The sequence below is a fragment of the Akkermansiaceae bacterium genome (assembly GCA_024233115.1).
Taxonomy (GTDB): domain Bacteria; phylum Verrucomicrobiota; class Verrucomicrobiia; order Verrucomicrobiales; family Akkermansiaceae; genus Oceaniferula.
This window is the reverse complement of record JACKQB010000005.1, coordinates 271,038-295,019: the sequence shown is the minus strand read 5'-3', so window position 1 is coordinate 295,019 and position 23,982 is coordinate 271,038. Positions and strand designations below refer to the sequence as shown.

Here is a 23,982-nt window from a genome sequence, read left to right as displayed (position 1 = left end):
CATTGTATGGATCCTATTCATTGATTTCAAGTAGTCAGGGTTGTAATTGTGAGGGGTATGGAGTGGCTGTTTGTTTTGTTAGGCGTGTTACCAGTTCTCCGCTGGGGGCGGCGGAAGCTGGGGGGTGGCACTGATGGTGCCGAAGCAGTTGGTGCCTCCGACGGGGGTGACTTTGCACACAACGACGAGTGGGGCGGCTCCGGGTTTCGGGGTGCGTCTGCTGAGATCGACGCGCCCCTTGTAAGTGGGGGCTTCCTTGCTGAGGGTGACGTTGGGGGTCAATGATGTTAGTAGTTTGTCACCTTCGAAAATCTCAATGGAAGTGATGGTGAGTCCGTTCGGGGATTTTTTATCGAGGGTAAACTGGATGTCGTGAGGTTCCGCCGTGTAAAACGCCTTGGCGGTATCGAGATCGATTTTCCAGGTGTTTTCACCTTCCTTCAGGTGCCGGGCTTTCCATCCGTAGGTAAAGGTAACGGGGCCCTCGTCGCCTTTCCACAGCAGCATGCCACGGGCACCGATACCCCGTCGGGTATGGGGGAATTCCGTGGCCAGTTGTCGTAACGCCTGCCAGGTGAGTTTCTTCACCTCCGCTGATTTGGAATTTTGGCAGATGCTGAATTTTTTCATCATGATGGTTTCACGCATCCCCGGAGTCAGGGATTTGGTCAGTTCAAAATCAAGGGTCGAGAGCGCCTTGGCCTCATTCCCCTCCCTAACGAGGTCGTTGACAAAGGTATCGACCGCCTTCCAGTTGTAAAAATACCGTGTGGTGATCGGGTGGGTGGCGGGTAGCGCCAGCTTTTTGATTTCGTCAAACACGGGTGCGTACCCGGCCCATGCTCCCTTGGTGGTGTGCTGGCTGCAGCCAATGGCATCGAGCCCCTGAGAGAGCAGTTCCGCTTTTTTCTCACCGGTCGCTTGTCGGGCCGCAGTCCATGCCGCGTCACGTGCGATACGTTGTTTGCGAAAACCCTCTATAAATCCGGCGAGATCACCGACGGTGTGTGATGTGCGCAGGGCGTCCTTTTTGCCGATGTAGCGGCCCTTGGAATCGACGTAGACGATGGCAGGGTAGTTGTTAGTCCCGGCGGGGATGCCTCTGTTTTCAGATAGAATCCTGTAGTAGTCGAAGATCCGCCGGGTCTCGGAGACCAGGGTATCGTATCCCTTTGCATTGGCCGCCAGCTCACTAACAGCCAAGCGGGTGCCCATCTGACACCATGGTTTGCCCTTGAAATCGAGTTCGATGGTAAGCTCCGTGTTGGCGGGGATGGTTTTCTCCGGCATCACCAAGATGTGCAGAGCCTCACCCCGGTGCTGGATGTAGCTTGCGTAGCCGCCGGAGCCGTCAAAGGCGAGCATCAGCCTGTCCATTGATTTGTTGGAACTGGCGGCCACCACCTTGACCGGCTGGTCCGCCGTTTTCAATCGCAGCCCGGAAACGGCGTAAACGGCATCGGGCTGGCGTGGGTCCTTGAGCACACTGACAAATACACCTCTCACCGGACTGGCCATCGTGGTCAGCTTGATAACGGCTGTTTCCCGGCGCGGTTTGCGCTTGAGATCGATGCCCCAGCTCTCGTCATCGAGCTTGCTGTAAGTGGTCCCCTTCATCGTCACCGAGCTGAGCCGGGACATCGGCGGCAGTTTTTCGAAACCGGGTGCCAGCTGGTTGTCCGCTATGGCTGCCGGCATGCCGTCGGGGTGGTCAACGGCGGTGAGGATGACCCCCTCGCCTATGGCGGCGGCCAGTTCCTTGTTGTCCCAAAGCTGTTGTTTGACGAGGTTACCGACGCGGTTCCAGTTGCTTCCGTAGAGGTAGCAGCAGATATCCTGACCGGATTCTTTAGCAACTTCGAGTGCCTGTTGGTAGCTGGGCACGCTTGTCTGGGCCATGGCGGCCACGCTAGCAAGGGTGAGGAAAAACAGAGGGGTGATCGATTTCATTTTGTAAAGTGTTATAATTTCGCGCGTCCTTTAAAATGGGCAGCGGCGGTATCAGTAGTTGGTTTTTCCGAAGACGAGGAACTGCCTCAAGACGATCTGTTTTTTGGCCGCCTTGTCGACGCAGGGCGACTGGAGCCGCAGGTATCTGGCCTCGATGTTTTTGCCTTGCAGATCGATGCGATGGCTTGGCTTGGCCTCGTCCGACCGATAGATCTCCGTCCAGGTTTTCAGGTCGTTGGATGCGGAGAGAACAACGGGATTCATCGCCTTGATCCAGTTAGGGTGTTCATAACCCGATGTGATGATCACGCCGGAGAGGTGGCATTTTTCCGGCAGGGAGAAATCAATGGTCGGGTTGTTGACATTGCCGGTCTGGCAGGTGCCGCCGCCTTCGATACCGTTCAGAATGCCGGGGTAGGAAAGCACGGCGTTGCCCTTGCCGGCATTGGTCGGCCAGATCATGCCGCCCTTGGAGATCATTTTACCGGGGAACGGCTCATGTTTCGGGCACTTGGTGATCCAGTTGCCGACGTGACGCTCCTTGGCGGAGTTGAGGTCTACGATGTTGCCGATGAGTTTGACGCTGTTTTTGTAGCCGGCGAAATCACGTTTTTTGATGTTATCCACCAGGCAGTTGGTGATTACGGCCTTGAGTTCGTTGCCTTGTGCCGATGATGATTTTGTATAACGGGCCAGCAGCTCGTTAAAGGGTTTGATGAAGTCCTTCTTTGCCGAGAAACGTTTGCGTGCCGTTTCAAACACAGTGAGAAAATCCCGGTTGGATTTGTTAGCCATCGCGAGCTTCAGCAGACCGGAGTAGAGCTCGAAGACGCTTTTGTCATTGTTGTCTAGCAGCTTTTCAAACATGGCGATATCCGCCGACAAGTTCTGTCCGGTCCGGGGTTTTTCCAGGGTGTAAATAAATGCCTGATAGGCCAGGACCTCCCTGAGCCGACCGTCGAGCGGGGTTGTTTTTTTGAGGTTCGGATAGAGGTATTTTCCGTGGAGGTAGGAAATGACGTCGGGGAATGCCCGGTAGGACTCCATGCATCCCTTTGAAAATGCATGCCATTGGCTGGTGGTCTGGTCCGGCCTAGCAGCCAGCCAATCTCCATACTCCTGCCAGATTCCCAGATTGAGTGGGTTGGCGCGGATGGCGGATTGAAACAGTGGCTCGAGATTAGCCCTTTCGTGTCGGGTCCGGGCGATCCAGGTATAATGATAGCCCGTCCTAACAGCCTCTTTATTCCTAAAGGCCTGTTCCATGAGGTGTAGATCGGAGTAGACAAACCCCCGCCAGAAACATCCGTGGGGGCGGGTGTGGCCGGTCACACTGTATGCCGTGCGCCAATCGTCAGGCTTGATGCGGAGGACATAAGCACAGTGACCCGGCTCGCCGGCGGTATAGGACGGGTAGCCATGGACTTTGCTGGAATAGGAGCCGTAAGTGGAGCAGGAGCCACAGACCCCACCAACCAGTGCAAGACTCTGGAATCGGTGCCCATACCACTCCCACGGCGTGTAATAACCATGCGCATGGATGGAGTGGTTGAAGTCGTTTCTCAAGCGATACGCCACAGCCCAACAGGCGCCGAAATAGGTGCTGCCCTTGTTGTTGCGCTCATTGAGTATGAAGTCCCAGTCTTGTTGCGGAATCCTGGCGATGACATGACGCAGCTCCCACACTTCGAGCTTGTCGAAGTCCCACTGCAGCAGCCCGTGCTCGTAGGCGTTACGATAGTTTCTGAACGCATGCACGAGCTGGTAGTCCGAGCCGCCGGCGATGGCGCCGGCGGTGGCGATTTTCCGGTAAAGGGGGGTGTTGATCGATTTCCTTTCGTAGCGCCAGACGGAGTAGAGGCCTTTCAGCGCATTGGACACATTGACGGGGCCGGAGCAGAGCAGGTCTTGCATCCACTCGGCATTGGCTAACAGCTCAAGCATGAACTGGCCCGCCTGGTCCTTTCCCCGGATCGATTCGGCATCGTTGCTGGCGAGCAGGAGTTCATGCTGGCAGCACAGCAGCACCAACCCGGCGCTGAGCGACTCGCCAGCGGTGCCGGGCTTTACCCTGCTGATCTTTTTTTTCAGTTCCGCCCTCAGCTCCGTGTATTTTCCCTCCCCGACGCACCGGACCACATCACGGTCCAGGGTTTGCAACGATACCGCGCCCGGCACGGGACTGCAGGGCACATTGTCGCGCGTGCGAGCCAGCAGGGAGTCCTGGAAGGCGAGCGCCGCCAGGATGACCGCAGCAAGGTTCAGGCATACTACAGGATGTTGTGGTGATATTATCTTCATAAGGCGACCATTATTTAAAGGACCATTGCTTACCAACCCCCGTATCACTGATCTCCTTAAAATCAATTTTCATGTTGCGCTGGTTTGCTGCGTAGATACGTTGCCAATAAGACTGGTTTTACAAACAAATCGTCCAATCTCACAAGACCATGGACGGTTTGGCTCTTCCCAGTATTCAAGTCATACCACTTACCTGCACGATACTATGAAAAACAATGCTCTCATGAAAATGACCACCCTGGCTCTCGCCTCAACTCTGTTGATGACGCTGCCTCTTCCGGGTAAGGAAAAGGATCTCTTTGAAGAAATCGCGAAACAGAAAAACGCGGTGGTCCCCGGTCTGGCACCCAACCCGGCGCCAAAACTTCCAGACATCACACTACCGTGGAGCGCACGGCCTGCGATCGGTTTCAAACCGGAAAACAAGATCGACACGCAGGAGGAACTCGATGCCGAGCTGCAGAGGATGCGTGAGAAATTCGCCCCATTCATGGCTGAACTCGCCCCCGCGTTGCCGGTGGTACGCCAGCGGACGGAGATTCAACAATTTCAATGGAAACTCATCAATTCCGAGATGCGCGAGGATGAAAAGGGAAACCTTTACACCATCCCCAAGGTGGAACCCATCCCCGAACCCAACCCATGGAAAACCGTCACCATCCCCCACTACAGCGGCCCCATCAATAAAGCCGAGGCGCATTACCGGACGGAGATCACCCTCACCGAAGACCAGCTCAAGGCGGAAAAGTGCTTCCTCCACTTCAATGGTGCCGACTACATTGTGGAAATTTTTCTCAACGGCAAAAAAGTAGGCTCGCACGAGGGGCTCATCGGTTCCTTTGAGTTCGATATCAAACCCTATGCCAAGCCGGGGAAAAACGAACTTTTCATCAAGGCTTTCAACGACTCCCCGATGATGGGTGACAACCTGTTCCTGACCAACCGCAAGTTCGGCAAAAAACTCGCCGCCTGCGGTGGCATGGGCTGGGACGAGCCGGGACTCGGCATGGGCTGGCACATGTGCCCGATCGGATTCGGCCTCAACCAGCGCTGCTACATTGAAACCCGCAACGCCGCCTACATCAACGACCTGTTCGCCCGTCCCATGCTGGAAAAATCCATGGCCGAAATCTCTGTCGAAGTCCCCGCCGCGCTCATGGAGGACAAAAATACCACCCTCAGATACTCGCTTTACGGCCAGAATTTCAAAGAAGCAATCACCGTGGATCAGTCGCCCTATCGAGTCGTGAAATCCTCCGCACCCGGCGCACCCGGTTTCACCCAGGTCAAGTTCCTGGTGAAAATCCCCCGGGATAAACTCCGTGTCTGGTCGCTTGACGAACCATGGCTCTATCAGGTGCAGGTCAAGGTCCTGCGCGCCGGCAGCGTGGTTGATGCCGCAAAACGCCAGTTCGGCATGCGCAGCTTCGTGCAATCGGCCACCAGCAAACCCAAGGGGCGCTTCTACCTCAACAACAAGGAAATCAAACTCCGCGGTGCCAACATGATGGGCAACATCATGCAGTGCGTCAAACGCGGCGACTTCGATCAGCTGCGCGACGACATCCTGCTCGCCAAAATCGCCAACATGAATTTCTGGCGCATGACCCAGCAACCTTGCCAGGAAGAGGCTTACGAGTATTTTGACAAACTGGGACTACTCGCCCAGACCGACATGCCGCTGTTTGTGAACATCCGTTACGACCAGGCGAAGGAGTCCGGCCGCCAGCTCGTGGAAATGATGCGCCTCATCCGCAGCCACCCCTGCAATGCCGTCATTTCCTACATGAACGAACCCGGCTACCGCGACGCTTCCCAGAACGCCGGACAGATGATCGAGACATTCCACCAATGGGATCACGCCGTCGGCATTCTCAACCCCGGTCAGGTCATCAAGTGGTGCGATGGTGACTATCTTAACCTGAGCCGAAAATATTCCGATCACCACTGCTACGCCGGATGGTATTTCAACCACGGCACATCCTTCAAAAACCTCTACCGGGGGGGCTGGATGGGCACCCGCGCAGGATGGATGCACGGCTGCGGCGAGTATGGCGCGGAAGGGCTGGAATCCATCGCCACCATGAAGAAAAACTACCCGGCTGAATGGGTCAAGGAAAGACCCGACGGCACCTGGGACCCGCGCCCCATCCCCCGCAACCAGAACTGGGGGCACAGCGATCTCGGCGTGCGCTGGTATGGGCGACAGAAAACCATGAAGGAATGGGTCGATGCCAGCCAGAATCACCAGAAGCAGGCAGTCCGGCTGCAAACCGAAGCCTTCCGCCGCGACTACAAAATGAACTCCACCGCCCTGCACCTCCTCATCGACGCATGGCCCGCATGCTGGATGAAAAGCGTGATGGACTGCGACCGACAAGCAAAACCCGCCTACTTCGCCTTCCGCGATGCGCTGACTCCGCTGTCGGTCAACCTCCAGCTCGAACAATCCTACGCACACGGCGGCGATACCATCCGTCTCTGCGCCTGGGTCTGCAATGACACCACGGAAGTCCCCGCTCAGGCCACCCTCCGCTTCCAGACGGTGCTTGATGGAAAAGTTCTGCAAACCGGAAGCGCACCCGCAAAGGTGGAAGCGTCCACCCCCACCTTCCAAGGCCGCATTGTCATCACCACCCCCGACGTTTCCCATCGCCAACCACTCACCGTCCGGCTCGGCCTTTTCGATAGGAACGGCAAACTCCTGCACGACACCGCCTTCGACATCGATCTCTTCCCCGCGGCCGACAAAGGCAAAAAACTCGACAATCCCGGCGGCCAGATCCGCAAACTGATCGGCAGCTAAACCCACGAAGCCCACCCACCCTTGGGCCTGTGCGCCGGGAACAACACTTTTGCTAAAAAAACATGGCGCTCCCCGGCGCACCTTAATCATTGCACCATCCCCGACAAGACCACTATGCTGCAGAAAAAATTCCGCCCATTCGAAAGATTGCCAAAAGCAGATGCGTAGACACGCGTCTACTCATCTGCTCGACTACTGACTCAAGCTATCGACCATCATCTCGATCACCCGATTACCTTTCCAACCACCACCACCGACCATGACCAAGCTCGCACTTCTACCCTGCCTACTGCTCACCACGTTTCTCCCCGCCCAGGGAGAAGTCCAACCCGTCGCGCACTACAACCTCAAGGGGCAGGGGGGCATCCGGGACACGCTCGCACCTGAAAAAATCGATAGCCAGGCCGAGGGCGCGCCGGCCCTGACACGTCAGGGCCGACCGAAAATCACCACTAACAGCCCGGAACCCCGCCATACCGAATATGACTCCGTGGTCAAATTTGAAAAACCGGACGAATGCTACCGTACGCCCAAAAACCTCGTCGGTGGCGACAACTTTGTCATCGAGACCTGGGTTTACGCCAGCAAGGCCGACGATCCCGGATACCACGCCGCCATCGCCAACGGTGACGGGGGGCGCGGCTTCATCCTGGGTCAGAAAAACGGCGACTGGATGGTGCTGGTCGGCGGTGTCGGCGACCGCAGCATCGGCAAGGTCGAGGCCAAAAAGTGGACCCACCTCGCGCTGGTGAAGGCCTCCGGCATGGTTTCCGCATGGATCAACGGCAAACGTGTCGCCAACCAGCTCCCCGGCATCGGCGGGGGCAGTGCCAACTTCTCCATCGGCGCCACCGCTCCCAACCGCGAACCCTTCAACGGCTGGGTCGGTGAGGTCCGCTACTCCACCTTCAAGCCGGGCAAATTCGACCCCGGCTCCGATTTCCTCATGGACAGCAACAAACTCAAGGTCATCCAGGCCGCCGAGCTCGCCAAACGCGGCAAGCTGATCCGGAAAATCCTCAAGACACCCAGCATCAAAGTCGTCAAGGGCTTCGATGAAAAACCCGCCAAGGAAGACTGGTTGCTCAGCCCGCCGCGCACCGTGGCATCGGTCCAGGTTGTGCCGTCCGCAGATCAGCAAAGTGCCCAGATCATGCTTTCCAACGGCCTGGTCAGCCGCACCTTCCTGGTCACCGACAACAACCTCGGCTGCATCAGCCTGCGGCGCAGCGACAAGGACATCGAGTTTGTCCGCGCGATCAAACCGGAGGTCCGGGTCAGCATCGACGGCAAATGGGTCAACGTCGGCGGACTCACCGGCGCACCCGACAAGGCCTTCATCACCCCCGCCTGGTTCGACCGGCTCCAGTCCATCCCCGGCGCATTCAAGCTCTCCGGCATGACGGTCGGCCCCTGTGTCAAACCCTACGAGTGGAATCCCAAGTGCAACGCCCCCAAGGACATCGCCTGGCCCGCCAACGGCCTGCGCGCCACCTTCCAGTTCACCGGCTCGGACCATTACAAGGGCATCGGCGTGGCTGTTAGTTATGAAATCTACAACGGCATTCCCGTGATGATGAAAACCTTCCAGTTGATCAACAAGTCCGGAAAAGACCTGACCGTCACCAGGTTCGAGGGTGAATATCTCGCGGTCCAGCCCTCGACCTCGCGCAACATCCACGTCGAGAGCGACTACTCGTTCGCCCTGGCCAACTTCAGACCTCAAAGCAGTGGCCTCGGCATCCACGCCAACGGGGGCCGTGCCGCTTACAAGGACTACTACCTCGGCGGCGGTACCACCCGTTTCATCCGCGATCCCGACTGGGGCTCCATGGCCACACTCAACCCCGCCGAGGACATCTTTCTCGATGACCCCGAGAACGCCCTGCTGCTCAGCACCCCGCCCACCGGACCTAACTGGTTGGTCAAAACAGGCGACCACTTTGACGCCTTCCGCACCTTCGAGATCCTCAACGACGTCCCCACCGGCACCGAGCGCGCCTTCCTCGCCCAGCGCCGCTTCTACCGCGTGTTGGCACCGCAGTCCAACGAGAAATTGTTGGAAGTCCACGCCCCATACAGCCGCGACATGAAAACCCTCGGACCACTGCTCGACCAGATGCATGAGATCGGCTTCGAACAACTCCAGGCACCCGAGCACCCCGGCTCGTTTAACTACGCCGACCTTTCGGCTGGCAATGTCAGCTCGATGAAGGCCGTCTGCGACTACGCCAAAAAATACAACATCCGCGTCGGCGCCTATCAGCTCGTCATCGCCTCCCAAGGCGGCTGGGGCTCCAAGTTCAACTGCATCGACCCCGTTTCCAAAAAACCCGGCAGCGCCTTCGGCCAAAGCGTCTGCGCCGCCAGCGCGTGGGCGGACATGTATTATGAAAACATGTGGAAAATGTTCGATCAGACCGGCATGGGCGCCTACAAGCCGGACGGTCCTTTCCACGGCGATGCCTGCGCATCCACCGAGCACGCCCACCACAGAGGCCTCGAGGATTCGCAGTGGGCGCAGTGGAAGTGGCAGTGCAAAGTCCTCGCCGAGGGACAGCGCCGCAACCTCTACCTGACCATCCCCGACTGGTATGTGCTCAACGGCCAGACCTGTACCGGCATGGGCTACCGCGAGGCCACCGACAACATCGATGTCTCACTCCAGACCGTGATCCTGCGCCAGTATATCTTTGACGCCACCTACCACAAAACCGCCCAAATGGGATGGATCAACCTCAACACCGAGAAGCTGCACGGCGGCATGGAAAAGAACCTCGACAAGTACGAGCGCTTCTTCTTCATGCAGCTCGCCTCCGGTGCGCAGGTCTGGGTCCGCGGCCACCGACTCTACGACGGCCCCAAGTCCAAGGCCATGCTGCTCAAGTGGATGGCGTGGTATAAAAAATACTACGACATCATCCACGGCGACATCATCCACCTCAAGCGCCCGGACGGTCGGGACATCGATTATTACCTGCATGTGAATTCCAAACCCGGAGCCAAGGAAAAGGGTATGCTGCTGGTCTTCAACCCGCTGGACGAGGAAGTGACCCGCAGCATCAACGTGCCCCTTTACTACACCGGCCTGACCGATACCGCATCCATCCGCAGGGAAGAGGGAAAAGCCACCCGCCACACACTCAAGCGGGACTACTCCGTCGATATCAAAGTGACCCTCCCCGCCAACGGCTACACCTGGCTGATCATCGAGTAACCCCCTTGGAGTACGGACGGCGGGATTACTTGATGCGCTTGTTGGTTTTCGGGTCGATGGTGATTGGCCAGCCCGGGTAGGGCTGATTGTCCACCTTGTTTTCCGGGCCGGAGTAGTAGGGCCAGTTGGCGAGGGTGATGCTGCCGTCCCCGCGGTGCAGGGTGAGGATCGAGTAGCCCACCGCCTTGTCGTAGAGACGGGACGGTTCGCGGTCGATGTCGTACGGGTTGGACGCGGCGTGCAGGGTCATTTTGTTGCCGAACCCGTCCTCGAACTCGCCGGTGTACTTCGGGTCGCCCTCGCGGCGGTTGGCGCCTCCGTCCCTGGGGAACCAGCGGCGTGGCCAGAGGTTGGCGATGGCGGGCGAGGAGATCCACCAGGCGGAGTTGTTGAACCGGTCCGTGCCGTACTGGCCGGTGGAGCCAAGGTGCTGGTCGCCGGTGACGTGAACCGCATGCGCCCTGGTGATGAGATCGACGGCGAGGTCGCGCTTGCCCTGCGGCCAGCCGTTGGAGTCGTAGTCGAGCTTGGGGATGTCGTTGGCCGGGTAGTCGCCCGGGCGGGGGCGTTTGAGCGAGGGCACCACGCCGTCGGAGAATTTGTCCTCGGGGATGGACTGCAGGGTCATCAGCGGGGTGGCGGAAATGACCAGACTCCAGTCGGACCGCTTGTCTTTTCCGGTCGCCCATGTTTCGAGGAATGCCTCCTGCCGCTTTCCTAACAACTCAGCCTGCGGGTGGTCGAGCACGCGTGGGTTTTTCAGGGCCGGTCGCTGGAAGTCGAAGTTCTGCGGCCAGCCGTTGCGGATTTTGGAATCGGGCAGAAGTGCCTTGGGGGCGGACTTGAATTGTCGGTCGGCGAGAATCGCCAAATCGATGCCAGCGTATTTCCAGTTGGTGAAATAGACGGAGATACCGGTCGCGGTGGGTGCCGGATCAACGGGTTTCGGCAGTGAGCCGGTCTGTGTCTGGTGCACGGCGTTGACAAAGCCGACGGACATCTTGTAGCCGCCGCTGTCCTGGGCCTCGGCGTAGATGCCGCCCGAGCGGTCCGCCAGTTTACCGCCAGCCCCCCAGAGGTTGCCGTGGAAGACATCGTGGTCGTCGGGCAGGGCGAAGGCCGGGGTGTCGCGCAGCAGCTCGCGCCAGGCCCATCCGTGCATGGCGTACTTGCGCAGGTAGCAGAGCACGGTGCGGTCGTCGTACTGGGTGTTGTTCTCCCCGAAAAGCAGTCCGTACCCGCCGATCGGTTCGTAGATTTGGTCGCCCATGAAGGCGAGCAGGTCGGGCTGGTGCTGCCTGACGTTGTCAACCAGCAGGTTGTGCGGGAAACCGGTGGAGTCGTTGCAGGAGAGGGCGGCCACGGTCAGGTCGGGTTTTTCGAGGGGCTCCTTTCTGATGGTTCCCGAGTAGCTGTGCCCCTGCCAGGTGACGGTGTAGGGGTGCTCCCTGGTGGTGTCGATGCCGTCGAGGCGGAAGCTGGCCACCCGGGAGCGGGGGTCGAAACGGACGGTGGATGTTTTGCCGTCGATGCTCAGACTGACCTCGGGCCGGGTCGGCGAGACGGGCGCCAGCTGGGCTGTCAGGTTGAGTTTGCCGCTGTGCTCGAGGGTGTGTTGTGTCCAGTAGATCGGGCCGAACGAACGCTCGGGCCGGGCTGTGATTTTGTCCCCGGAGAGTGACATCCCGCTGATGGCGGCGAGCCATTTCCCGCCGCGGTTCTGACGGATGCCGGGGGCGTTTTGCGGACGAGGCCGGCGGAGGGAGGTCATGGCGGGGGCCTGGGTGGAAACCGTGTAGGAGGCCAGGCCGGGGAGCCAGGAGGCGTGCACCCCGGGGTGGCTGAAGCGGGCGTCTCCGGCGGTGAGCGTGAGGGTGTAGGTGCCGTCCGCGGCCGGAGTCGCGCTGAGCTTCATGTCGAGCGCCCGGTCGAAGGATTGGACCGCCGCCTGCCCGGCGGTCATCCCGCCGATGAAAAGCCGTCCGTCGGCCTTGATGCCGGCGGCAAAACCGGTGCCGTAGATGGCGGAGTCCCGGTAATCGTCAAACTGCCCTTGCAGGCCGATCTGGAAGCCGATGAAGCCTTTTGCGTTCCCGGCCGGTGCCCGGGTGGTTCTGAAGGTGGCGGATAGTTCCAGCGGCGCTTTTTTATCCGTGATTTCCGCGGTCAGGACGACCAGTTCCCGGTCGCCGCCGGGGTGGTCACAGGTGGCGGCCGGTGTGCCGTCGGTGACTTCCGTGTGCCAGTCTTCCATGGGGTTGGCCCAGAGCGCGGCACCGGTCCAGGCCTGCTTGCCGGAATCCGGCAGGGAGGGTGTGACGGTGTCTCCCCGGGCGACCAGGGGGCTGAGCAAAACGAGAGCTGCTAGAGTGCGGTAATGGGTGGTCATGTTTGGCCAAAGACTGGATGACCACCGCTGGTTTGTAAAAGAATAATATCGCTCGCAAAACGTCAATTTTCCCTCGGCAGAGGAGCCGGTGGGGCGACCGAGCCAAGCCTACGATGTCGCAACGCTCCCCTGCTTCATGCGACTGCATGAACGGACAAAACACAGCGGGAAGAACAACAGAAGGGTCTCCATAGAGGCCAATCCCCCTTCACGTTGCTACTTGCGGCGGCCCAAGACCGTGTGCTCCTTAGCCTTTGCGGCGACGGAGTATCAGCGCGAGTCCGCCGAGGCCGAGCAAAGCAGCGCTGGATGGCTCGGGGACACCGGCCAAGCTCGCAATTTCTGATGCGGAGAGGGCGGTGTCGTAGATCCGGGTGTCATCGAACAGGCCGTTCAGTTGGTCTTGGGTGGCGCCAGTATTGCCACTGAATAGACGCTGATAGGCACCAATGCCATCGTTAGTCAGACTGATTTTTCCTTTTCCAGTGAGTGTCTTGGTTGTCGCACCTCCACCCCAGTCGATAGCCGTGCCGTCAACGTAGATGGTGGCGGTAGCATCCGTGCCATCGTGACTCCAGACAAAGGCGATGTGATGCCACTCATCATCCGCAATGATCGAGGTGCTGACTCCGGAGTCATACCACGTGCCACCTCGCCAAACGGCAAAGCTGGCGGTATTGCGCGCTACGGAGGAAACAAAGCGGTCTTGCCCTTGATCGAAGAAGTATCCTGATGAGTCGGTGCCCTTATACCATGAGGCGATGGTCGCTTCATTGCTGGTTGAATCCAAGGGACCTTTATTTATCGCAATGGATGTTGTGTTGTTCAGCGACTGCGTTCCCTCGATGGCTGTTGTTGACACTGCAAAACTACCTCCACCTGAGCGGACACCGTCTGCGGTGCCCCCAGGGGACTGGTCATTTACTGTGCCTCCACTAATTGTTCCGCTTTCATAAGTATAGTGCAGCAGGAGGGCAGCGTTGGCCGACGCGGGCATGAGAACGGAGCAGGCGACGGCTGTGAGTAGGTGGGTTCTGATTTTCATTCTTTTCATTGTGTGTATTTTGCCGGGACGGGATTTGGGTAAATCCAGTCTTCATTATTGTGCAATTATCAGAACTGTCAGTCTCAGGTCAAAGTGTATTTTCCGGGAGGCTGGTAGTTTGTCCATATTTGAAACAAAGCAGTCAAAACATGCAAATTTGTTCTTTCGCTGTCATAAAACGGGGTGGCATGCCGTAGCTTGCGATGGAAGACCCTACCCATATAACCTTGGCCCTGAAACCCGAATTCAGTGGTTTCGACCGCCGAAAAAAACTCTCCCACGCCATCCATTTAGCTCTATGAAAATCCAGTCCTCCCTCCCCACACGCATCCATCGTTTCTCGCGGACCTTGTTGCTTCATTCCAGCCTCGGCCTTGCCGCGCTCAGTGCCCACGGTGGCGAAAGCCTGACACCCGCGCCGCAGGTATTTGTCGATTACGCCAAGGATGACGTGGTGCAGTCGTGGCTGAAGCGGAGCAATGTCTCGCTGTCCGTGGAGCGGCAGTTTTTCAAACAAGCCACGGTCAAGTGGGACTGGACCGCGGAGGAAACGCTCGACTACACCCGGGAGTTTGCCATCACCCGCTCCGCCTCCCAGGTCGGCATTCTCTACTCGCCGATCTTTCTGCTTTATACCGACAACGCATCGCCGAGTGACGGCGTGTTGCGTGTCGAGCTGACCGATACCGAAGGGCGGCAGGCGCATTTCGACGTCTCGCTCAAGCACCGGGGCCACCGCGCGACCTGGGTGCGATACACGGACATGACCGGCGACCAGCTTGGCACGCAGATCAAGAGTTTCCGCCTGCGCGCGCCGCAACAAGGCAAAGGCACGCTCTACCTCGGCACGCTCGTTCCCAACGGCAACACCTACGAGGCGCTGGTGATGCCCAGCGATCACGTGCCCTACGTCATGGACGGTGAAGACGAACACCGCGGAGCCGGCGTGCACCGCAGCCATCTGGATGCGATCAAACTCAGTGTTCCGGTCGAGCCTGCCACGGCGGCGGCGATCCAGGAGCTTGAGAAAATCGAGAGCCGACTCGAAACCGCGCTGCTGCACCAAAAACACGCCAAGTTTGCCCAGGTGAAAAAATTCTACGACGCATGCGGCATCGCGCAGGGCGAGCAGGGCAAGGAAATCTGCTTCGGTCGCGAGTTCGCCCCGTTTTCCGCCGAGGTGCAAAAACAATACATCGCCCCGAACACGGTGCGCTTCGCCTTCATCGGCAACATGCTCAACGACCTGGCGTTGATTATCCGGGAAAATAAAAACCCGGCCGAAGTCGCCGAGGCCAAAACCATGGTCGCCGCCACCTTCAAACAACTCCAGGCCCAGGGCTGGGTCAGCGGTCACTCCAGGGGGTCGATCCACAACGTTGGATACAACATCAAGACCTTCATGAGCGCGCTCTATCTGCTCAGGGACGAGCTCGATACCCTCGGCGTCCGCGAGCATTTCACCCAGCTCACCCAGTTCATCACCAACGCGCGCGAAGTGCTGATGCTGCCGCCGAACGATGCCAACATGGATCATTTCCACACCCTCGCCCGCGAGCAACTGGTGTCGCTGCTGCTCACCAAGGACAGCAACGAACGCGTCGCCTGGGTCAAGGCCTACGCCCACTACACCTCGGTGATGTTGGAAATGCGCACCAACGACGACCGCGACGGGTTCAAATACGACGGCACCGCCTTCCACCACTACGGCCACTACCCGGACTACGCGATGGGTGCCATCGGTCACGCCGCGGAGTTGCTCTACATTTTCCACAACACCACCTTCGCATTCAGCCCGGCGGCCAAGGCCAACCTCAAGCAAGCCACGATGATGATGCGCGTTTACGCCAACAAATATGACCTGCCTAACAACTTGCAGGGTCGCCACCCGTTCTCCGATTTTTCCCTGCACCACAAGGATGTGAAGGAAGCCTACTATTATCTAACAAAGACCGGCGACAAGGGGCGGCAGTTCGATCCGGAAGCCGCCGCCGCCTACCTGCGCCTCTACGGCAAGGACGGCGATCAAAAACTGATCTCAGCTTTGGAAAAAGCGGGCATCCAACCGGAGTCCGACCCGCACGGCCACTGGGTGATGAACAATGCCGCCAACTCGATTCACCGTCGCGACGACTGGATGGTGGCGGTCAAGGGTTACAGCAAATACGTCTGGTGTGGCGAGACCTGGGACGTCGCCAACCGCTACGGCGGTTTTGCCAGCCACGGCGCGGTGGATATTTTCACCGGTGCCGGCAAGGCCGCCAGCGGCTGTGTCCAGGACGGCTGGGACTGGACCAAACTGCCGGGCACCACCAGCCTGGAGGTGCCCTTGGAAATCCTGCTGCAAAGCATCGAGATGCACAAAAACAAACGCTCGCAGGAAACCTTCGCCGGCGGCGTCAAGCTCGGCGAACAAGGGATCTTCGGCATGGTGCTCAACGATCCGTTTCACGACCTCTACGCACGCAAATCGGTGTTCTGTTTCGACAACCGCATCGTCTGCCTGGGCAGCAACATTTCTAACATCAAACAGAACTACCACACCACCACCACCTTGTTCCAAAACGCGCTCAACAAAGTGAGCCGGCCGAACTGGATCGACTCGCCTACGCATGCCCTCAGCGAGCTGCCGCTGACCGTCACCCGCGAGGCGAAACCCGACAGCTGTCAGGTGCTGGGCGATACCATCGGCAACAGCTACTTCGTGCGCCAAGGCAAGCTGGTGGTCAGTCGTCGCTTGCAGCACTCGCTCACCCAGGACAAGGGGCTGCCGACTCAAAACCACTTCGCCACCGCCTGGCTCGACCATGGCAAGTCGCCGAAAAATGCGCAATACGAATACAGCGTCCTGGTGCAGGGCAGCGCGGAGGAAATCGACGCCCAGAGCAAGCAGTCGCCCTACACCGTGCTGCAACACGACTCACGCGCCCACGTTGTTTACGACAAGGCGAGCAAGATCACCGGCGCTGTCCTCTTCGAGGAAGGAAGTTTCGATCTCGAGCTGATCAAGGAAGTCTCGCAGCCGGTGCTGGTCATGCACGCCCGCCAGGACGACGGCAGCATCAAGCTCAGCCTCTGCGACCCCGACCTGAAATGGCGCGACGCCCAACCGGAGAGCGTCATCTACGTCAGCGTCGCCGGGTCCTGGAAAATCGCCAGCGGCGAAGGAGTCAGCGTGGTGAAATCCGACAAGGACAGCACCTTGATCAAGGTCAAAACCAAGGAAGGCCGCACCGTGCCCTTCACGCTCCAGCCCAAAGCGTGATAACTTGCAGACACAGGAATCCGCTCCCCGTAGCGAAGGGTTTGCACCCTTCGTTAGATTCAAGGTCATCAACGCGCTAACCGACGAAGGGTGCAAACCCTTCGCTACGGGAGAGGGTGACGCCTCATACGTTGTTAGTCTCAATCCAGGCGGATCACCGTGGCCACGGGGTCGGGTAGTTTGGCGGGGAGCTTGATGGTGGTTTCCTTGGGTCCCGCCATGATTTCGAGTTTCGAGCCGCCGGCTAACAGGGTTGCGGAACTTGCGCTGACCGGCACGGTGATGCTGCCTGAGTCGGGGCGGGAAAAAACGTGCAGGTAGTGGGAGTTTCCCTTGGTGGTGATGCGTCCGTCGAAGCCGGGTTTCTCGACGGGGGAGGCCGTCGTGCCGCGGATGGCCTCCGCATTGACCGCCATCCATTTGCCGACGCCGGTCATGCAGTCGATGCTTTCCTGCGGGACCTCCCCGTTGCCTTTGGGGCCGATGTTGAGCAGGTAGTTGCCGCCCTTGCTGGAGATGTCAATGAGGTTGCGGATGATCTGGCGGCTGTCCTTCCATTTGTGGTCGTGCTGGTTGTACCCCCATCCGGTGTTCATGGTCATGCAGGTTTCCCAGTCGACCCCCGGCAGACCCGTCGCCGGGATGTGGTTTTCCGGGGTGACGAAGTCGCCGTACTGGGGGTCCATGCGGTTGGTGACGTTACCCGTGCCCATGCCGGCAAACCCGGCCTCCGGAATGCGGAACAGGCGGTTGTTCATGATGATGCCCGGCTGCTTCGCACGCACCATCTTGATCAGGTCCTTCGCCCGCCATGCCCGGTCGCCCTGGAAATCCACCGAGCTGTAGTCCCACCAGAGCACATCCACCGTGCCATAGTTGGACACCAGTTCATTCGCCTGGCCGTGGAGGAAATCGATGTAACGCGCGTGGTTTCTCGGTGTCACGGCGAGCGCCTTGGCCCGTTTCGGGTAGGGAAGTCCCTTCGCCGCCTTGAAGTCATATTGCGGATGATGCCAGTCGATGACCGAATGATAGAATCCGACTTTCAGCCCCTCGGCGCGCAGGGCCTCGGTGATTTCGCGGACGAGGTCGCGGTTGAGCACGTCGCCGGCGTCGTAGTTGGTGAGTTTTGAATCATGCAGGGCGAAGCCGTCGTGGTGTTTGGTTGTGAAGACGACGTACTGGCAGCCGGCTTGTTTCGCCAGTTTTGCCCATGCGGTGGCGAAGCCGGGTTTCGGCTGGAACTTCGGGATGGCCTGGGTGGCATACTGATAGGTGTCGGCACCGACCCTCTGCTGGATCCACTCCATGCCGCCGGTGTTGGAAACCATTTTCCCGTTCCAACTGCCCGCCAGCCCCGAGTAGAGCCCCCAGTGGACAAACATACCGAAACGGGCCTGCCGCCACCACTGCATGCGCGCATCGCGCTCGGCGGCGGACTCCGGCACGGCCTGGAGTGGTGAAACGAGGGTGGCGAGTGCGGCGAAGAGAAGCAGGACAGGTTTCATGATGATGGTTGTGTTGGTATGATGTCGGCAGATTAGGGAAGCTGCGCGATGAAGTCAACCGCCGGTGCATTTGGTGGTACTGAGGTGGATGCGTTTCAATCCCGGGGTCGGCTCCCCCAGTGACGGGGCCTGCCATTCCAGACGACTTTTACCATTGCGGGCCCGCGCGTGCATCCGGATATCGGATTCGGCCTCGCCGAAGGATTTCCACCCCCTGGCGCGAAACCCTCGTGGAACTACGCGGGATCAGTTGTCGTCACTAGGTTTGGGCAAGGGGTCCTGGATCGCCCGGAACGTCATTCTGCCACTACGTGGGTTTTTGAAAAAGAGCCAGAGCTCGCGTTTGCGTGTGTTGGGCATCACGGGGAAGGAGGTGAACGGTCGCTGACCCCACGCATTTTCCGCTACATTCCACTGATGGAAAACGGCCATCCGGGATGAGCCTGCGTCCTCCCTGAGAGGAGGGACGGTGGAAATCCCGTTTGCTTTCAGCACGAGTTTGTGTCTCCCCAACATACCGGCGATGGGTGTGCTGGTGGCGTTGACCATCAGGTAGGAGCCGCCCTTGAATTTCTCCGCGGGTGCCCGGATGGGGATCACCCGGTAGGCGGGCCCCTCCTTCTTGGCGAGTGGCACAAACAGCAGGATGTAGCTTTTTCCTGTGGGCGGCAGAGTGATACGGGACGCATCGGCGGCAACGCCATCACCCCACTCCGGGGTGCCTTCGCCGGGTGCCCGCAAAAAGACAAACGACCGACCGGGAAGCAGCACCGGGTCGCTGAGCTGGTGGACCGGCAGGGCGAGACTCTTGCCCCCGTTGAGCACCTTGCCCTCCGGGGAGTAGGCCGCCACCCGGGTTTCCTTGTAGCTGCGCTGGTAGCAGAGCAGGCGCAGCTCCACCTTGGGAGCGTCACCGGACTCCTGCGCAGGGGCCTGCGGAACCACCCCTAACAGGAAACAACATACAAAGCAGAAAATGACGGTGGTCTTCATGGAAAATGGGTTGGCTGCGAGGGGTTGGCCGACGGTCACTACACACTGTCCTTGGAGAGCCAGCGGAATCCGGTGATATGCAAGCGGCGGCCGAAGTTCTTGTTGACCTGGCTCTGCAGGTTCCCGAGCTCCGTCCACGCGGCGTCCGCCGGATCGAGGTAGTCGGTCGCACGCTGGACGGTAGCCTCGCACCAGGCTCTGGCAAGCACTTTGCCCGCGTTGTCCCGTGCTTCCCCGTAGGCCCTGACGGTGAAGCTGTCGGACCTAACCGTCATCACCGGTGCCAGCCCCTGCAGTAGGTCCGCCTGGGTCACATAGCCGGGCGCCCCTTGCAGCAGGGGGCCGAGCGCGGCGTCCATATAGGGGTATTGGCAGTCTTTGATGGTGTTTTTGGTGATTTCCCCCCAGTCCTGCAGATCTTTGTTGATCGAGGTGTCATCAGATTCCAGGGCTTCGGCCAGTGGTCCCCGCAGGGAGAGTTCGGAGCCGTATTCCAGCCGTCGGTTGACAAACTCGGAGAGCGAGCGGAACGGGCCGTAGCGACGCACTTGTTTGACAATGGATTGCGCCAGCTTATGGATGTCATCGTCGCTGAGTTCGCGGTAGCCCGACCAGGCTTCCGGCTCATTGCCGCCGCCGTCGTAGGCACCCGCGTTGGCCATGGGAAAGCGGCTGACGACATAGCGACCGGTCGTCGCGGATGTGGTGGTGGCCCTGCCGTTGCCGTTGGGGTCCGCGACCACGGTCGGTCGCTGATAGAGGCCGGAGAGCAGCAGTTCCCACGCCTGCACCGAGGTCGAGTTGACGTTGAAGCCACCTTGGACCACGAGATCCGCCGCCAGTTTCCGGTAGGCATCGGACGCCGGTTGGTTGCCGGGGAACAGGGAGGTCATGACGTCCTGGCCGGACACGCCGGAAGCCAACGCGTAACGGGGGTTGGGCAGGCTTTTGCCATTGACCAGGAAGTCCTCGGCCACCTGGCGCAGACTGAGGTCGCTGCCCTCGCTTTTACTGAGTGCGGAGTCCTGGTGGGCGATCGAGGAAAAGTACCAGCCGTCGAACAAGTGGGCGTTGGCGAGGTAGGAGTAGTCCCTGACCTCGTGGCTGCGTTTGCTCAGGCTGCCGAAGCCCTGGCCGGCGCTGTAGCCGAACATTTTCCACCAGTGATCCCAGCCGGCGTGGGTCACGGCCTGGGCCGGCACACCCGGGTTGGCAAAGGAGTTGCCGATGGCGTGGTTCTGGCCGACCTCCAGCGGTCTCTCGTCGAAGGAGCTGTTATCGTAAACCGGGAGGTGCTGGAGCTGGCCGAGCGAGTGGAGCGGAGCCAGCGGGATCGACTGCGAGGTGACGCGCTCCTGGCCTTCCGCAGCGGTGTAGCTGGGACCGATGAAGGCGGAGTTCTGGTCTACCGGGGAAACATTCAGCAACTGCCACGCCTCGTTCACCGAGTTGATCGTGCGTACGTCGAACGCGACCGACTGCGCATACCAGGGCGTCACCAGATCGCCACCACTCCAGTCGGAGCGCGTGATCGAGTTGAACTGGTGTGCGGGCAGACTCTGCACCCAGTGCTTCTGGGGAAACTGCTCGCCGTCCGCTGATTTCACATGGTATTCAAACAGGGCGAAGGCGGTCGGGTTGTCCTCGAGGGCGCCAAAGGTGTAGCTGGGAGCCTCGGCGGCACTCACCAGCTTGACGTTGGGGCTCGTTTTTTCGATCACAAAGGCCGAGAACTGCTTGGAATTGAATTCATTGTTCCAGATCCCCCAGTTTTGGCTGGTGCTGAGATAATAACTCTGGGCGTGGATGTCCCAGGCATACTGGCGTTTGTAGTTGCTGCTTGAGTCGCCGTAGGTGTCGCAGTCGATGACCACCTGGACTTTGTCGCTCTTCTGGCCGATGATTTCCTGACTCTGCACCCCGTTCTGATAAAGGCTCCTGCCGTTGGCGCGCAGGTTGCGGTAGGTGGCGCCCGGGAGGTTAGGGCCGTAGTCGAAGTTTTTGTAAGCGAACTGGCCGAGGTAGTGCTCGCCGGTCTGGGAGGCTTTTCCACCCGAATTATAGTAAAGCACCATGTTCCCCCCGGCCGGGATGGTGGCGTGCTCCTTGAGGTTCTCACTGACGTTACCCCTGGACTGGGACGTGGACCACCACGAGGTCGTGGATTTTGCCCGCCAGTCGAAGTTATACACGCTCGCTCCGTTGATCCTGACGTCAAAGTTCAGCGGCAGCTTCTCGGTGGCCACTGTCAACGAGTCGATCTCCAGGGCCACGTTGTAGGGATTCCAGAGGACCACCACGGGATAGAGCGAGAAGTGCAGGCCATACTTGTCGAGCGCCGCCGAACTACCGCTGTATTTCTGGGTTGAGTAGCTGATGAGCATCATGCACTTGACCACCACGGGGCTGAGCCGCAGGCGCTTGTCGGTGGCCGCCGGGTTGGCGTCGGCGTGGACATTCTCGTGGTCTGAGCCGGACTTCACCATCGGACGTCCGCTGCTGTCGAGCCTGACGATGGGGGCGCCCGTGCCGTCGCTCAAGCGGTAGAGGCGGCAGTAGTGGCGCAGGTACTCCCAGGGGATGTAGTTTTCCAGCGTGTATTCCGGTGGTGTGGCGGAGGACTCCATCGCCAGGTTGAGGCACTTGCGCAGTCCGCCACGCGAGGCGTCCACCAGCAGCGATTCGCCGGTGGTGGCGATATCGTGGAACTTGTCGTCCGCAGCGGTACCCGATCCACTCCCGGTAGATGTCAACCCGAGTGTCGGCAGGGTGATGCTTTTATCCCATTCCTCTCGCGAGGTCGGCAGGGTGTCGTCCACCTGGTTCTGGCCCTGTGTGGCTCCGTCCATGGCATGGGCCCGGGTCAGCAGGGCACCCGGCTTCGTCACGTCCTCGCGGTGGCCTGCGTTCACCCGGCATTTCACCGCGTTACCGGAGGTCCACCAGGCCATGGCGCCACCCTCCGTTTTGACATCCGGCGCATAGACCCAGTCGGAGGGGTCGGGGCAGGTTCCCTCGCCCAGCAGCCTGACCCCCGAGCTGGTGAGGTCGACTGTTGCCGCGTCATTTTTCCCCAACTCCCAGGCACCCGAGACCAGCCATGCGCGGAACGACTGGTCCTTGTCGTAATCGGCGGGGAGTGTCAAGTTGCCAGTATCGGTTAGGTCCTGGCGGGAGTCCCACACGCCGGTGAAGTGGGCGTTTTTCAAAGTCGACGCATCCTGTGCCAGGATGTCGGCGCGGGCACTGATCCGCCTGTCGGGCCCCAGCTCGCTCTGCAACTGGCCGATCGCCAGCATCAACGCCAGGCGTGCATTGGCCCTGGCGGTCATCTCCGCCTCCTGGCTGCCGCGGCTCCGCAACTCGATGGCGGAAAGACTGAGCATCGCCAGCGCGATCATGACAAGCAGGACCATGACGCTGATCGTGGCCACCAAGGCAAATCCACGCCGCCCCCGCTCTTTACCGGCGCACATAGGTGGTGTTTGAAGATTCATGTATTCACAAATAGACTACACTTTGTGTTTATCCATCTATAAAAATTTCATATTTGTCCCAAAAAGCCGCTCCCGCAACCTTGTGGATTGGGACAAATAGACAATACTTTTAAATGGCCGTCCAGGCTTACTCCGTGCATTTTACCGAAGTCATTGTTGGTGTGTGCGGGCATTTCTCCCTGCGCAGCACTCAACCCTACCAAACTACATAACAACCAAAAACTACCATGAAATACAAATCCCTGTTACTTCTAACCGCCCTGGCCACCGCTTCGTCACAAGCGGCGGTCACGGTCACCGACAACGGCCTCACCGCCCCAACGCTCGGTGTCAACGACACCGGCTACATCGGCGCTCCCAACGCCCGCTTCGGTTGGGGAGATGGCGTGAACGAAACGGTGGGCCAGACCTTCACGCTCGCCTCCCCGATCACCCTCGGGTCGATCTGGATTTCCTACAACGACTTCGATGCAGGCACCGTCACCCTCACTCTTACTGTGGACGCAGGGAACAACGGCAGCAATGAGATCACCGAAACCGGAGTGGTGCTCGACAACAGCAACTTCAGCGGCAGTTCCGACGACGGAGGTGCCAGTCCTTACTACTGGATGCAGTTTGACCTGTCCTCACACAACCTGGTGCTACCGTCCGGAGTCAGCAAGTTCTCCATCGTCGCGACAGCGGCAACCTCGGGTGGTTCTGACTCCTGGCCTCTTGGCTCCATGTACAACAACACGGATGTCTATGCAGGCGGCTCGGAGCAGGGGCTTCCCAACGGTGGAGACTTCCTCTTCGCGGTCACAGAGGTGCCTGAGCCTTCGTCATCCCTACTGCTCGCCCTTGGCACCGGTGCGCTGGCATGGCGTCGCCGCCGTTGCTGATTTTCATGCGGGTTAAAACACGCCCCGACGCGGAACCCGGTCTTGTCCGGCAAGCTCGCGTCGGGGCTTTTTCTTTTTCCAGCAATCATTTTCCGGGAATATCCAGGGAGAGTAACCGTAATCCTTGCAA

At 59.4% G+C, this 23,982-nt stretch carries 11 protein-coding genes; 4 read left to right on the top strand and 7 right to left on the bottom strand.

Annotated elements, in window-relative coordinates:
* Window positions 1-87: 87 nt before the first annotated feature.
* Window positions 88-1,950 (bottom strand): hypothetical protein, encoded by a 1,863-nt coding sequence (locus H7A51_14975; GenBank protein ID MCP5537522.1) that lies wholly within the window; start codon window positions 1,948-1,950, stop codon window positions 88-90.
* Between the two features lie 51 nt (window positions 1,951-2,001).
* Window positions 2,002-4,251, bottom strand: coding sequence for a hypothetical protein (locus H7A51_14970; protein ID MCP5537521.1), 2,250 nt, complete (start codon window positions 4,249-4,251; stop codon window positions 2,002-2,004).
* Between the two features lie 205 nt (window positions 4,252-4,456).
* On the opposite strand from H7A51_14970, the gene H7A51_14965 reads away from it, so the two are divergent.
* Both H7A51_14965 and H7A51_14960 read left to right on the top strand, forming a co-directional pair.
* Window positions 4,457-7,057: a hypothetical protein gene (locus H7A51_14965; protein MCP5537520.1), complete on the top strand. Its 2,601-nt coding sequence runs from the start codon at window positions 4,457-4,459 to the stop codon at window positions 7,055-7,057.
* A gap of 259 nt (window positions 7,058-7,316) precedes the next feature.
* Window positions 7,317-10,274 carry a LamG domain-containing protein gene (locus tag H7A51_14960; protein ID MCP5537519.1) on the top strand — a complete coding sequence of 986 codons (2,958 nt, stop codon included), beginning with the start codon at window positions 7,317-7,319 and terminating at the stop codon, window positions 10,272-10,274.
* Window positions 10,275-10,299: 25 nt separating this feature from the next.
* Here the strand turns inward: H7A51_14960 and H7A51_14955 are convergent, their stop codons facing one another.
* Complete coding sequence (locus H7A51_14955) at window positions 10,300-12,663, bottom strand: alkaline phosphatase D family protein (protein ID MCP5537518.1); 2,364 nt, start codon at window positions 12,661-12,663, stop codon at window positions 10,300-10,302.
* 247 nt (window positions 12,664-12,910) lie between these two features.
* Window positions 12,911-13,708: a LamG domain-containing protein gene (locus tag H7A51_14950; protein MCP5537517.1), complete on the bottom strand. Its 798-nt coding sequence runs from the start codon at window positions 13,706-13,708 to the stop codon at window positions 12,911-12,913.
* 298 nt (window positions 13,709-14,006) lie between these two features.
* Here H7A51_14950 and H7A51_14945 point away from each other — a divergent pair, with 298 nt between their 5' ends.
* Entirely contained in the window at window positions 14,007-16,973 is a 2,967-nt protein-coding gene (locus H7A51_14945) for a hypothetical protein (protein ID MCP5537516.1), read from the top strand.
* Window positions 16,974-17,113: 140 nt separating this feature from the next.
* Here the strand turns inward: H7A51_14945 and H7A51_14940 are convergent, their stop codons facing one another.
* From H7A51_14940 to H7A51_14930, 3 genes are all read right to left on the bottom strand, one after another.
* On the bottom strand, window positions 17,114-18,481 hold the full coding sequence (locus tag H7A51_14940; protein MCP5537515.1) for an alpha-L-fucosidase: 1,368 nt from the start codon (window positions 18,479-18,481) through the stop codon (window positions 17,114-17,116).
* A gap of 246 nt (window positions 18,482-18,727) precedes the next feature.
* Window positions 18,728-19,474, bottom strand: a complete 747-nt coding sequence (locus tag H7A51_14935; GenBank protein MCP5537514.1) for a hypothetical protein — start codon at window positions 19,472-19,474, stop codon at window positions 18,728-18,730.
* 38 nt (window positions 19,475-19,512) lie between these two features.
* Window positions 19,513-22,950, bottom strand: a complete 3,438-nt coding sequence (locus H7A51_14930) for a hypothetical protein (protein ID MCP5537513.1) — start codon at window positions 22,948-22,950, stop codon at window positions 19,513-19,515.
* A 248-nt stretch (window positions 22,951-23,198) separates the two neighbouring features.
* Between H7A51_14930 and H7A51_14925 the strand changes: the two genes are divergently transcribed.
* Window positions 23,199-23,852: a PEP-CTERM sorting domain-containing protein gene (locus H7A51_14925; protein MCP5537512.1), complete on the top strand. Its 654-nt coding sequence runs from the start codon at window positions 23,199-23,201 to the stop codon at window positions 23,850-23,852.
* Window positions 23,853-23,982: the final 130 nt, after the last annotated feature.

Bases quoted from the DNA above. Each gene is read 5' to 3' on its own strand.
- H7A51_14975 (MCP5537522.1), bottom strand. From the start codon at position 1,950: ATGAAATCGATCACCCCTCTGTTTTTCCTCACCCTTGCTAGCGTGGCC.
- H7A51_14930 (MCP5537513.1), bottom strand. From the start codon at position 22,950: ATGTGCGCCGGTAAAGAGCGGGGGCGGCGTGGATTTGCCTTGGTGGCC.
- H7A51_14945 (MCP5537516.1), top strand. From the start codon at position 14,007: ATGAAAATCCAGTCCTCCCTCCCCACACGCATCCATCGTTTCTCGCGG.
- H7A51_14940 (MCP5537515.1), bottom strand. From the start codon at position 18,481: ATGAAACCTGTCCTGCTTCTCTTCGCCGCACTCGCCACCCTCGTTTCA.
- H7A51_14935 (MCP5537514.1), bottom strand. From the start codon at position 19,474: ATGAAGACCACCGTCATTTTCTGCTTTGTATGTTGTTTCCTGTTAGGG.
- H7A51_14970 (MCP5537521.1), bottom strand. From the start codon at position 4,251: ATGAAGATAATATCACCACAACATCCTGTAGTATGCCTGAACCTTGCT.
- H7A51_14960 (MCP5537519.1), top strand. From the start codon at position 7,317: ATGACCAAGCTCGCACTTCTACCCTGCCTACTGCTCACCACGTTTCTC.
- H7A51_14955 (MCP5537518.1), bottom strand. From the start codon at position 12,663: ATGACCACCCATTACCGCACTCTAGCAGCTCTCGTTTTGCTCAGCCCC.
- H7A51_14950 (MCP5537517.1), bottom strand. From the start codon at position 13,708: ATGAAAATCAGAACCCACCTACTCACAGCCGTCGCCTGCTCCGTTCTC.
- H7A51_14965 (MCP5537520.1), top strand. From the start codon at position 4,457: ATGAAAAACAATGCTCTCATGAAAATGACCACCCTGGCTCTCGCCTCA.
- H7A51_14925 (MCP5537512.1), top strand. From the start codon at position 23,199: ATGAAATACAAATCCCTGTTACTTCTAACCGCCCTGGCCACCGCTTCG.